This window comes from Streptomyces cucumeris (assembly GCF_024295805.1).
GTDB lineage: Bacteria > Actinomycetota > Actinomycetes > Streptomycetales > Streptomycetaceae > Streptomyces > Streptomyces cucumeris.
In genome coordinates, this window is record NZ_JANCLX010000004.1 from 268,932 (window position 1) to 281,800 (window position 12,869).

The 12,869-nt window shown below is 73.3% G+C and carries 7 protein-coding genes and 1 tRNA gene; all 8 read right to left on the reverse strand.

Features of this window, described 5'->3' with window-relative positions; genetic code table 11:
- Positions 1-43: 43 nt before the first annotated feature.
- A tRNA-Thr gene (locus NMK44_RS08140) sits at positions 44-117 on the reverse strand.
- 107 nt (positions 118-224) lie between these two features.
- Positions 225-1,760: an alpha/beta hydrolase gene (locus tag NMK44_RS08145; protein ID WP_254739893.1), complete on the reverse strand. Its 1,536-nt coding sequence runs from the start codon at positions 1,758-1,760 to the stop codon at positions 225-227.
- A gap of 205 nt (positions 1,761-1,965) precedes the next feature.
- The gene (locus NMK44_RS08150; protein ID WP_254739895.1) at positions 1,966-3,189 is read right to left on the reverse strand and encodes a DNA polymerase III subunit delta'; all 1,224 of its coding nucleotides are present in this window, start codon (positions 3,187-3,189) and stop codon (positions 1,966-1,968) included.
- A gap of 179 nt (positions 3,190-3,368) precedes the next feature.
- Positions 3,369-6,584 carry a dTMP kinase gene (tmk, locus tag NMK44_RS08155; protein WP_254739896.1) on the reverse strand — a complete coding sequence of 1,072 codons (3,216 nt, stop codon included), beginning with the start codon at positions 6,582-6,584 and terminating at the stop codon, positions 3,369-3,371.
- Positions 6,585-6,674: 90 nt separating this feature from the next.
- The gene (gene topA, locus NMK44_RS08160; protein WP_254739898.1) at positions 6,675-9,533 is read right to left on the reverse strand and encodes a type I DNA topoisomerase; all 2,859 of its coding nucleotides are present in this window, start codon (positions 9,531-9,533) and stop codon (positions 6,675-6,677) included.
- A 211-nt stretch (positions 9,534-9,744) separates the two neighbouring features.
- On the reverse strand, positions 9,745-9,942 hold the full coding sequence (locus tag NMK44_RS08165) for a hypothetical protein (RefSeq protein WP_254739900.1): 198 nt from the start codon (positions 9,940-9,942) through the stop codon (positions 9,745-9,747).
- Positions 9,943-10,302: 360 nt separating this feature from the next.
- A complete protein-coding gene (locus tag NMK44_RS08170) occupies positions 10,303-11,925 on the reverse strand; it encodes a DUF7059 domain-containing protein (RefSeq protein ID WP_254739902.1) in 1,623 nt (540 codons plus the stop codon).
- A gap of 189 nt (positions 11,926-12,114) precedes the next feature.
- The gene (locus tag NMK44_RS08175) at positions 12,115-12,693 is read right to left on the reverse strand and encodes a small secreted protein (protein WP_254739904.1); all 579 of its coding nucleotides are present in this window, start codon (positions 12,691-12,693) and stop codon (positions 12,115-12,117) included.
- Positions 12,694-12,869 lie beyond the last annotated feature (176 nt).

Below are 12,869 nucleotides of genomic sequence, written 5' to 3' on the forward strand. Positions count from 1 at the left end.
GCAAAAGCCCAGGTCACCGATGAGGTGACCTGGGCTTCAGATGAGCCGCCTAAGGGAATCGAACCCTTGACCTACGCATTACGAGTGCGTCGCTCTGGCCGACTGAGCTAAGGCGGCATGCTGCGTGGCCAGACTGGCATCAGCAGCGCGGCCAAGTCTACACAGTTTCGAGGGGTGCTCCGTACGGGGCCGGGTGGGGGCCCCGCAAGGGGCGTTCGGGCTGGTCAGCGGCAGCGCTTCTGGGGGGCGGGAGGGCGGCCGGAGACGAGGTAGGTGTTGATCGCGTCGTCGATGCAGCGGCTGCCGCGGCCGTAGGCGGTGTGGCCGTCGCCCTCGTAGGTGAGCAGGGTGGCGGAGGAGAGCTGGCGGGCCAGTGAGCGGGCCCAGGCGTAGGGAGTGGCCGGGTCACGGGTGGTGCCGACGACCAGGATGGGGGCCGCCCCCTTGGCGTCGAGGACCTGGGGGCGGCCGGTCGCGGGGACGGGCCAGTAGGCGCAGTTCAGGGCGGACCAGGCCAGGGCGCGACCGAAGGCGGGGGACGCTTTCTCGAAGGCGTCGAGGGACTTCTCGACCTCCGCCGGGGTGCGGAACGCGGCGGGCAGATCAAGGCAGTTGACGGCGGGGTTGGCGTACATGAGGTTGGCGTAGGAGCCGTCGGTGTCGCGCTCGTAGTAGAGGTCGGCGAGGTTCAGCAGACCGCCGCCCTCACCGCGCAGGGCGGCGCGGAGTGCGGTGCGCAGCTGGGGCCAGGAGCTTTCGTCGTACATCGCGGCCATCACGCCGGTGGTGGCCAGGGACTCGCCCAGGCGGCGGGAGCCGCCGGTGGACACGGGGTGGGAGTCAAGGCGGGTGAAGAAGGCGCCGAGGCGGTCTCGGGCGTCCGCGACCGAGCGGGTGCCGAGGGGGCAGCGCTCGCGCCGGACGCAGTCCTCGGCGAAGGCGGTGAAGGCGGTCTCGAACCCGGCGGTCTGGTCGAGGTTCATCCGCCGGGAGGGGAGCGAGGGGTCGAGGGCGCCGTCGAGGACGAGACGGCCGACGCGGGAGGGGAAGAGATCGGCGTAGGTGGCGCCGAGGAATGTGCCGTAGGAGGCGCCCACGTAGGTCAGGCGCCGGTCGCCGAGGGCCGCGCGCAGCAGGTCCATGTCGCGGGCCGCCTCGACCGTGGAGACATGGGCGAGGATCTTGCCGGAGCGGTCGGCGCAGCCGCGGGCGAACTTCTTGTAGGCGGCGACCAGTCGGCTGGTCTCGGCGGGCGCGTCGGGCGTCTGGTCGGTCTGGGTGTAGGCGTCCATCTGCCGGTCGCTCAGACAGCGGACGGGCTCGCTGCCGGCGACGCCGCGCGGATCCATCGCCACCATGTCGTACCGGTCGCGCACCCGCTGCGGATAGCCGATCGCGGCGTAGCTCTGGAGATAGCCGATGGCGGAGCCGCCGGGACCGCCCGGGTTGACCAGCAGCGAGCCCAGCCGCTCCGCGGAGCCGGTGGCCTTCTTGCGGGAGACCGCCAGCTTCAGATCGTGGCCCCGGCCCGGCCGGGCGTAGTCCAGCGGGGCTCTGAGCGTGGCGCATTCGAAGCCCGCGCCACCGCAGGTGCGCCATCGCAGGTCCTGTTCGTAATACGGCTTGAGGGCGGCCGGGACGCTGGGCGGCGGCTGGGCGGCGGCGCTCGACGACGGACCGGAGGAACAGCCGGAGAACAGCAGGGCAGCGGCTGCGAACGCGGTGCCGAGTGTGCGGAGCGTGCGGCGGCTGATGTCCATCGGCTGGTCCCTCGGTTCGCGGTCGCGGACACGGGGATCACGGGCGGCCGTCACCGAGCGCGTCGCGCCCGGGCCGGACCGGGAGGCCCCTCACGGAGCGTATCCATTTGACTACGCTCCATGCGCGCGGCGTCGAACCCGTACGAGTGACACGACCGCGGACGTCCGCACGGCCGCAGATGTCCACACGGCGTCCGGACGCGGCTCAGCCCGCGCGCAGCGCCATGGTCATCGCCTCGACCGCCAGCAGCGGCGCCACATTGCGGTCCAGGGCCTGACGGCACGCGGTGACCGCCTCGATGCGGCGCAGCGTCCGCTCCGGCTTCGAACCCGACGCGACCCTCTCCAGCGCGTCCCGCACATCGGTGTTGGCCAGCGCGACCTGGGAGCCCAACTGGAGCGCCAGCACATCCCGGTAGAAGCCGATGAGATCGGTCAGCGCCTGGTCGAGGCTGTCGCGCTGGGTACGGGTGGCCCGGCGCTTCTGGCGGTCCTGGAGATCCTTCATGGCCCCGGCCGTACCGCGCGGCAGCCGTCCGCCCGTACCGGCGGCGGCGCCCAGGGCGGCGCGCAGCTCCTCGGTCTCCTTGGTGTCGACCTCCTCGGCGACCTGCTTGGCGTCCTCGGCCGCGGCGTCGATCAGCTCCTGCGCCGCCTTGAGGCAGGCGCCCACGTCGTCCACGCGCAGCGGCAGCCGCAGGACCGCGGCGCGGCGGGTGCGGGCCCGCTCGTCGGTGGCCAGGCGGTGGGCGCGGTCGATATGACCCTGGGTCGCGCGGGCGGCGGAGGCGGCCCGCTCGGGGTCGATGCCGTCACGGCGGACGAGGACGTCGGCGACGGCGTCCACCGGAGGTGTGCGGAGGGTCAGCAGACGGCAGCGGGAGCGGATCGTGGGCAGCACATCCTCCAGCGAGGGCGCGCACAGCAGCCACACGGTGCGTGGCGCGGGCTCCTCGATCGCCTTGAGCAGCACATTGCCCGCGCCCTCGGTGAGCCGGTCGGCGTCCTCCAGGACGATCACCTGCCACCGGCCGCCCGCGGGCGAAAGCTGGGCCCGCCGGACCAGTTCGCGGGTCTCCTTGACGCCGATGGTGAGCTGATCCGTGCGCACCACCTCCACATCGGCATGGGTGCCGACCAGGGCGGTGTGGCAGCCGTCGCAGAATCCGCAGCCCGGCTCGCCGCCCAGCGCCCGGTCGGGACCGACGCACTGGAGCGCGGCGGCGAAGGCGCGCGCGGCGGTGGCCCGGCCGGAGCCGGGCGGGCCGGTGAACAGCCAGGCGTGGGTCATCCTCGACGCCCCGCCCGGCCCGGCGGCCGCGTCAGCGTGCCCCGCCGCCGCGGTGACCAGGGCGTCCGCGTCCCGCGCGGCAGCCGAGAGCTGGACCGCCACCCGGTCCTGCCCGACCAGGTCGTCCCACACCGCCATGGCTGCCTCCGCCCCTCGTGCTCAACGCATCCCACTGACCGCATCCCATTGTGGGCCACCCCTCGGACACCCGGATCCACGGCCGGGCAGGAACGCGGGAGGCCCGCGGGGCGGCCGGAGCCGCGCCACGGGCCTCCCGACAGGGCTTCCCGCCCCGCCGTCCGGCGGTCCGGCCGCCGTCAGCGGCGGCGCCTGCCGTCCTCGTCGTCGTGCGGGCCGAGCAGTTCGTCGGCCAGCGTCGGCAGATCGTCCAGCGGGGTCTCCTCCGCCCACTCCGGGCGGCGGCGCTTGCGGCGCGAAGCCGAGGAGGCGTCCTGGTCCTCCGACGGGGCGTGGCTCTCGCCGTGGCCCTGTCCGTACTGCGGCATCTCGCGGGTGCGCTCGTTCCCGTGGGTCTGCCCGTCCTCGTCGCGGAACATCCACGGCGGGACCCGGTCCGCCGGATCGGCGGACCGCTCGTCCCCTACGGACGGCAGCACGGCCGTCTCATCGGCCGCGCCCGACGGCTCCGGCGCGCCGGACGCCTTCGGCAGGACGGTCGTCTCGTCGGCGTCCGGGCCCTGCTGCGGGCGGACCGGCGGCAGCACCGCCGTCTCGTCCGCGTCCCGGGCCGGGGCACCGTGGCCGGTGACCGCGGTCCGCGGGTCCACGCGCGGCGTCTGGACGGTCTCGGTCGAGTCCGGTCCGGCCGCGGACTCCGCGGCGCCCGGCGCGTCATCGCCGCCGTCGCGCTCCGGGCGGGCCGGGGGCGCGGGCGGGACCGGCGGTGCGGCCGGAGTCTGGGTCTCCACGGTCGGCGCGTCGGCCGGGGCGGCGCTCGCGGCGTCCGCCGCCATCCGGGCCTGCTCCGCCCGGAGCAGCGCCTCCTCCGCCTTGCGCTGCTCCTCGCGGCGGCGGGCCTCCGTCTCGGCCCGCTGCTGGGCCTCCGCCTCGGCCTGGGCGCGGCGGCGCTCCTCCTCGGCGGCCCGGGCACGGTCCTCGGCCTCGATGCGCTTGCGGTCCTCCTCGGCCCGCCGGCGCGCGTCCTCGGCACGCTTGCGAGCCGCCTCCGCCTGCCGTTCGGCCTCGCGCTGCCGCGCCTCCTCCAGCTCGCGGCGCTTGCGCTCCTCCTCCTCGGCGCGCGCCTTGGCCAGCGCCTCCTGGCGCTCGCGCTCCAGCCGCTCCTCCTCCGCCTTGCGGGCGGCCTCTTCCTCGGCCTTGCGGCGGGCCTCCTCCTCGGCGGCCTTGCGCGCCTCCTCCTGGGCCTTCACCTCCGCCTCGGACAGCGGCAGCATCTGGTCCAGCCGGTGGCGCACCACGGAGGTGACCGCCTCGGGCTGCTGCCCGGCGTCCACCACGAGGTAGCGGGCGGGGTCGGCGGCGGCCAGGGCCAGGAAGCCGGACCGCACCCGCTGGTGGAACTCGGCAGGCTCGGACTCCAGCCGGTCCGGGGCCTCGGTGAAGCGCTCGCGCGCGGTCTCCGGCGAGACGTCCAGCAGCACCGTCAGATGCGGCACCAGACCGTCGGTCGCCCACCGCGAGATCCGGGCGATCTCGGTCGCGGAGAGGTCGCGGCCCGCGCCCTGGTAGGCGACGGACGAGTCGATGTAGCGGTCGGAGATGACGACCGCGCCGCGCTCCAGGGCCGGACGGACCACCGAGTCGACGTGTTCCGCGCGGTCCGCCGCGTACAGCAGCGCCTCCGCGCGGTGGGAGATCCCGGCGGACGAGACGTCGAGCAGGATCGAGCGGAGCCGCTTGCCGATGGCGGTCGCGCCCGGCTCACGGGTGACCACGACCTCGTGGCCCTTGGCCCTGACCCACTCGGCCAGCGCCTCCACCTGCGTGGACTTACCCGCTCCGTCACCGCCCTCGACGGCGATGAAGAAGCCGGTGGCGGCCGGGGCCTCGGCCTGGCTCCTGCCGCGCAGCGCGTCCCGCAGATCGCGCCGCAGCGGAACGCCCTGCCGGTCGTCGGTGCGGCCGAGGACGAGCGCGGCGACGGGCAGCAGCAGCGCGCCGACGAGCATCAGGGTGAACGCCGCGCCGCCGTGGGCGAAGACCCACTCGCCCTCGCCGAGCCGGTGCGGCCCGATGACGGCGGCGAGCAGCGGGGCGATGACCGCGCCGAGTCCGACGAAGACGCGGACCACCGCGTGCAGGTGCTCGGTCATCCGGGGGCGGCGGGCCTCCTCGGACTCCTGGTCCAGGAGGGCGTGGCCGGTGTACGCGGCGACCCCGGCCGCCAGTCCGGCGATCAGCGTGATCATCAGGACCGTGGTGGCGTCGTGCACCAGGCCCGCGGCGAGCAGCGCCAGTCCGGTCAGCGCGATCGACAGCGCCAGCAGCCGGCGCCGGGAGAGCCCCGGGAGGACGTGCGGCGCCCAGCGGATGCCGAGCGCGGGACCACCGCTGAGGACCAGGACGAGCAGCGAGTAGCCGACCGGGCCGCCGCCGAGGTCGACCGCCTGGAGCGCGGCGACGCCGACGGCCGCGGCGATCGCGGCCGCCACTCCGGCGCAGGACAGCACCAGCAGCGGCACGGCGCCGGTGCGGCCCTTGTCGGCGCCGCTGCCGGACGCGGCACGCGGACGGCGCAGCCCCTCGAGGGGCGAGCGGGTGCGCGGCGTCTGTGCGGCGGGCAGCTCGACGAAGTAGAGGATCGAGATGGACGCGGCGAAGAGTCCGGCGCCGACGTACGAGCCCAGCGCGGCCTGGTGGTCGTGGAACCACTCCACGCCGGTGCCCAGCAGCCGTCCGAAGAGCGTGACGACGAGCAGTCCGGCCGCGGCCAGCGGCAGCGTCAGGAAGGTGGTGCGCAGTGAGAGCCTGCGCAGCGCGTCGAGGTGGTCGGGCAGCGGACGCACGGCCGCGCCCTCGGCGGGCGGCGCCGGGAGCAGCGCGGGGGCCGCGTCGTCCTTGGCGACGGTCCACAAGCGTTCGGCGACGCCCACGACGAAGCCGGTGACGAGCAGCCAGGCGATGGCGTCGCCCGGCGTCCACTCGATCCACAGCGGCGCGATGAGCAGCAGGACCAGCCGCACCCCATCCGCACCGATCATGGTCCAGCGGCGGTCCAACGGGCCGGCGGGCGCGAGCAGCGAGGAGACGGGGCCGAGCAGGACCGCGCCGAAGAGCACGGTCGCCAGCATCCGCACGCCCAGGATCGCGGCGACGGCCAGGGCCGCGCCGCGGTAGCCGCCGCCGAAGGAGCCCGCCGAGACGGACGCCTGCAGCGACAGCAGGACGAGCACCAGCACGGCGAGCGCGTCTCCGGCGCCGCCGACGAGTTGCGCACTCCACAGCCGCCGCAGCGGCGGATAGCGCAGCAGTGCCCGTACGGCACGCTCGCGGGAGTCCGCGGCCAGTGCGCCGGATGTGGTGGGGGTCACGTCCGTTGGCTGCTCTCGCGTCATCCCGCCAGCCTATCCGGATCGCGTAAAGCCACGCGCCCCCGCCCGAACAAACGGGCGGGGGCGCGTGGCTTGCGGCGAAATGAGCCGGGACTATTCGGCGTTGGCCGCCGAGTTCTTGGCCGCCGTGGTCTTCTTCGCGGCGGTCTTCTTGGCCGTGGTCGTGGTCTTCTTCGCGGCCGTCTTCTTGGCGGCGGTCTTCTTCGCCGTCGTCTTCTTGGCCGCCGTGGTCTTCTTCGCGGCCGTCTTCTTCGCCGTCGTCTTCTTGGCGGTCTTCTTCGCCGGGCCCTTGGCGCGCTTCTCCGCGAGCAGCTCGAAGCCGCGCTCGGGCGTGATGGTCTCGACGTCGTCGTCGCGGCGCAGCGTCGCGTTGGTCTCGCCGTCGGTGACGTACGGGCCGAACCGGCCGTCCTTCACCACCACCGGCTTCTCGCTGACCGGGTCGGTGCCCAGCTCCTTCAGCGGCGGCTTGGCGGCGGCCCGGCCGCGCTGCTTGGGCTGGGCGTAGATCGCCAGCGCCTCGTCGAGGGTGATGTTGAAGATCTGGTCCTCGGTCTCGAGCGACCGCGAGTCCGTGCCCTTCTTCAGGTACGGGCCGTAGCGGCCGTTCTGCGCGGTGATCTCGGTGCCCTCGGGGTCGGCGCCGACCACGCGCGGCAGCGACATCAGCTTGAGCGCGTCCGCCAGGGTGACGGTGTCCAGGGCCATCGATTTGAAGAGCGACGCGGTACGCGGCTTGACCGCGTTCTTGCCGGTCTTCGGGGTGTCCTCGGGCAGCACCTCGGTGACGTACGGGCCGTAGCGGCCGTCCTTGGCCACGATCATGCGGCCGGTCTCCGGGTCGGGACCCAGTTCGAAGTCACCGCTCGGCTTGGCGAGCAGTTCCTCGGCGAACGCCACGGTCAGCTCGTCCGGCGGCAGGTCGTCGGGGACGTCCGCGCGGTGGCCGGTCTGGCCCTCGGTCTCGGAGGGCCGCTCCACGTAGGGGCCGTAGCGGCCGACGCGCAGCACGATGCCCTCGCCGACCGGGAACGAGGAGACCTCGCGGGCGTCGATCGCGCCCAGGTCGGTGACCAGCTCCTTGAGGCCGCCGAGGTGGTCGCCGTCGCCGTTCCCGGCTTCGGCGGCGGCACCCGCGCGGCCTTCGGCGGTCTCGCCGAAGTAGAAGCGCTTGAGCCACGGCACGGCCTGGGCCTCACCGCGGGCGATGCGGTCGAGGTCGTCCTCCATCTTGGCGGTGAAGTCGTAGTCGACCAGCCGGCCGAAGTGCTTCTCCAGCAGGTTGACCACGGCGAAGCTCAGGAAGGACGGCACCAGCGCGGTGCCCTTCTTGAAGACGTAGCCGCGGTCGAGGATCGTGCCGATGATCGACGCGTAGGTCGAGGGGCGGCCGATCTCGCGCTCTTCGAGCTCCTTGACCAGCGACGCCTCGGTGTAGCGGGCCGGGGGCTTGGTGGCGTGGCCGTCGGCGGTGATCTCCTCGGCGGCGAGCCGGTCGCCCTCGGCGACCTGCGGCAGCCGCCGCTCGCGGTCGTCAAGCTCGGCGTTCGGGTCGTCCGCGCCCTCCACATAGGCCTTCATGAAGCCGTGGAAGGTGATCGTCTTGCCGGAGGCGGAGAATTCCGCGTCCCGGCCGTCGCTCGCCCGCCCGCCGATCTTGACGGTGACGGACTGGCCGACCGCGTCCTTCATCTGGGAGGCGACGGTCCGCTTCCAGATCAGCTCGTAGAGCCGGAACTGGTCGCCGGACAGACCGGTCTCCGCCGGAGTGCGGAAGCGGTCCCCCGAGGGACGGATGGCCTCGTGCGCCTCCTGGGCGTTCTTGACCTTGCCCGCGTAGGAGCGCGGCTTGTCCGGCAGGTAGTCCGCCCCGTAGAGCTGGGTGACCTGCGCCCGCGCCGCCGCCACCGCCGTGTCCGACAGGGTGGTGGAGTCGGTACGCATATAGGTGATGAAGCCGTTCTCGTACAGCTTCTGCGCCACCTGCATGGTGGCCTTCGCACCGAAGCCCAGCTTCCGGCTGGCCTCCTGCTGGAGGGTGGTGGTGCGGAACGGGGCGTACGGCGAGCGGCGGTACGGCTTGGACTCGACGGACCGCACCGTGAAGGCGGTGTCGGCGAGGGCCGCGGCCAGGGAGCGCGCGTTCTCCTCGTCCAGGTGGAGGACGTTCGAGCCGTCCTTGAGCTGCCCGGTCGAGGTGAAGTCGCGGCCCTGGGCGACCCGGCGGCCGTCGACGGTGCTCAGGCGGGCGCCGAAGGTGCCCGGATCGGTGGCGTCACCGGTGCGGCCGGTGGCGAAAGTGCCGGTCAGGTCCCAGTACTCGGCGGAGCGGAAGGCGATGCGCTCGCGCTCGCGCTCGACGACGAGGCGGGTGGCCACGGACTGCACACGGCCCGCGGACAGACCACGCATGACCTTCTTCCACAGGACCGGCGAGACCTCGTAGCCGTAGAGGCGGTCGAGGATCCGGCGGGTCTCCTGGGCGTCGACCAGGCGCTGGTTCAGCTCGCGCGGATTGGCCACGGCCTCGCGGATCGCGTCCTTGGTGATCTCGTGGAAGACCATCCGGCGGACCGGGACCTTGGGCTTGAGGACCTCCTGGAGGTGCCATGCGATGGCCTCGCCCTCGCGGTCCTCATCGGTGGCGAGGAAGAGCTCGTCGGATTCGGCGAGCAGCTCCTTGAGCTTCTTGACCTGGCTCTTCTTATCCGCGTTGACGACATAGACCGGCTGGAAGTCATGGTCGACGTCCACACCGAGCCGCCGGACCTCGCCGGTGTACTTGTCGGGGACCTCGGCCGCGCCGTTCGGCAGGTCCCGGATGTGCCCGACGCTGGCCTCGACCACGTATCCCGGGCCGAGATAGCCCTTGATCGTCTTCGCCTTGGCGGGCGACTCGACGATGACGAGTCGGCGGCCGCCCTGCGCGGTCTCGCTGGTGGTCGGGGACAACTTCGCTCTTCTCTCCGGTCGACGCCTCGGTGAACGGGCACTGCAGCGCGGGTAACGCGTACACGGTCACCTCTTCGGTGACGCTGCGGAGTGTGACGGTACCTCCCGCCCCCGTGTCAAACGGAAAAAGCCCGCAACGCCACTCGAACGGTAACCCGACAAGCGTCCTGTCTGCCGCCCGGACCGGCACAAGCCACCGCGGAAGGCCCTGTCAGGCGTAACCCAGGCACCAGATCCCGCCGCCGAGCGCGGCGATGCCGAAGAGAAGGGAGAGCGCCGTGGAAGCGACAGGGCTCACACCGTGCGCGACCGGCTGTCGCAGCCGCATTCGCGCCACCACCCACAGCAGCAGCGCGGCGCCGAACAACACGAATGCCGTTCCGGCGAAGATCGCAGGTCCGCTCTCCATGGGCGGATCGTGGCACGCGCGGAAGGCGTCCACGCGAACCCCGGGTGAACAGCGCGCGACCGGCCTTTTCGGCCATGTTCAGCGGCCTCCGCCGGGGCATTCGCACGGAGTGTTCCGCTCCGGGCCCGGCGGGCCGGCGGGACGGTCCGGGGGCGCCGTGGGGACGGGCCCCGGCGGTCACCCATCGCGGTACATCCCGTACAGGCCGTACACCGGGGGCCGTCCGGGTGTCCCGTACGCCCCGGCCCGGCAGGTTCCTGCCAGACGGGGCGGGGGTGCGCGGTGGGCGCCCCGGCGCACGCCCCGCCCGGGCGCGCCCCCGGGGCGCCTCCGGCGGGCCCGCCGGGCCGTACGCCCCGGTCAGACCGCCGGCTCCCCGGCGCCCGCGCCGCCGGTGCCGTCCGCGGAGCCACCGGGGCCGTCGGTGTCCTCGGGCCCGACCGGCTCCAGGAAGCCCTGTCCGACCAGGAGCCGGATGGACTCCGGGGTGCGGTCACGCAGCACCACCGGGTCCTCCCCGAGCAGCTGGGCGATGGCGTCCAGGATCCGGCCCGCGCTGAGCGTGCCGTCGCAGACCCCGGCGAAACCCGCGCCGACCGTGTCGACCTTCGTGGCCCGCCGCATCCCGCGGTTCTGCCGCAGCACCACGTGCTCCGGGTCCTCCGCCCCGGGCAGTCCCACCTGCTCCTGGACCACCTCGTCCGCCAGCCGGAAGCGACCGGCCAGCAGCGCGGCGTCGTCGGTCGCGCGCAGGAAGTCCTGCCGGGCGAAGTGGGCGGCGACCGCATCGCCGAGCGGCTGCTCGACCGGGTGCGGCCACTCCTCCACGGTCACCGACGGCCGGTCGGCGCCGGATTTGCGCAGAGTGATCCAGCCGAAGCCGACGCCCTTGGTGCCGCGCGCCTCGAACTCGTCCAGCCAGGCGTCGTACCGTGCCGCGTACGCCTCCGGCCCGGCCAGGTGCTCACCCGCGTCACGCAGCCACAGCTCGGTGTACTGGGTGATGTCCTGCACCTCGCGCTGCACGATCCAGGCGTCACAGCCGCCCGGCACCCAGGAGGCCAGCCGCTCGCGCCAGTCCTCGCCCTCGATGTGCTGCCAGTTGGCCAGCAGCTGGCACCAGCCGCCGTCGGTGAGGTGGTCCGCGGACTGCCGGACCAGGGTGCGGCACAGCTCGTCCCCGGCCATCCCGCCGTCCCGGTAGACCAGCCGGGAGTCCTCCGGGGAGCGCGGGGAGATCACGAACGGCGGATTGGACACGATCAGGTCGTACCGCTCACCGTCCACCGGCTCGAAGAGCGAGCCCTCGCGCAGATCGGGCTCCGGCGCGCCGGAGAGGGCGAGGGTCAGCCGGGCGATGGCCAGGGCGCGCGGATTGGGGTCGGTGGCGGTCACCCGGGTGGCGTGACCGCTCGCGTGCAGCGCCTGGATCCCGGAGCCGGTGCCGAGGTCGAGGGCGCGGCCGACCGGGGTGCGCAGGGTGAGCCCGGCGAGTGTGGTGGAGGCGCCGCCGACTCCGAGCACGAGCTGGGAGCGGTCCACGGCGCTCCGCTCACCGCCGGGTCCGCCGATACCGCCCGCGCCGCCGACCGCGCAGCCGAGGTCGGAGACGATCCACCAGTCCTGGCCCTCCGGCCCGCCGTACGGCCGTACGTCGACGGTGGCACGCACCTCGTCGCCGTCCCGCATCAGCCAGCCGTCGGCGAGGCAGTCCTCGACGGGCAGGGCCGCGGACGCCCTCGGATACGGCGCCGGGCGCTGGAGGAGGAAGAGGCGCACCAGCGTCTCGAGCGAGGAGTCACCGCGGGTGGCGCGGAGCGCCGGGACGGTCTCGCTGCGGGCCAGGGCGGCGTAGGCGGACGCGCCGAGCAGATCCAGCAGACCGTCGGCGGTGAAGGAGGCGGCCGACAGCGCGTCGCGGAGACGCGCGGTGCGCGCGGGGTCGGCGGCGGGGAGGCGGAACGGAGGCTGCTGCGTACTCACGCCCCCATTGTCGGGGCAATCACCGACAGCCCGCGACGACCGACGACGACGCGCGCCACGACGGCCGGTGTCACCAGCGGGGCCGACGGCACTGACGGGCCGACAGCGATGGCGTGGTGCCGGGGATTTCCTCCCGGGCACCACGCCACGGCGAACGCCCCTGGTGGAAGGTCAGGTGCCGGATCGCGGTCAGGACTGGGTGGCCGTACCGCCCGGCGCCTTCGGCTTCTGGCAGCCGGGCTGCTTGGCCATCGCCGTGCCGACGTCGCCCTCCTGGAGCTTCTGGAGGGCCTTGTCACCGGACTTGCTGAGCTTGTCGAGCTCGTCGGCGACGCCCTTGAGCCCCTCGGCGAACTTCGACTTGTCCGAGGTGTCGAGCTTGTCGACGCTCGTCTGGAGCTCCTTGTAGGCCACGGAGGTGGAGTTGAGCTCCTTGACGGCCTGCTTCTGGGTGGTCTCACCGTTGTCGACCGGCGGCGGACCCGCCTTCTGCACGGCCTTGGCCAGCGACGCGTACGACTCGGAGATCTGCTGGAACGCCTTGGAGTCCGTCTGCTGGAGCTTCTTGGAGTCCTGCTCGTCGGCGGCCGCCTGGATCGAGGCGTTGGCCCCCTGAATCTTCTTCAGCTGCGGCTGCACCTCGTCGCAGACCGACTTGGCCCAGTCGTTGACCTTCTTGTCGCCCTCATCGTCGTTGCCGCCGCAACCAGTCAGCGCCACGACGAGTGCCGCACCGCCGGACAGCGCCGCCACTAGCTTCTTGTTCACCGGATTGGTCCCTTCCATGGCTCTCGGCCCCGGAACATACACGGCGATCCGGCGGAGACCGCCGGGCGAGCATCCTGTATGAACCTTTTTGAAGCCATTTGCATCAAGCCATGTGTGCTGTCTGCCTCACTCCACGGAGCGACCTCGGACGGACATGCGTGCGGGCGGACGGTGTG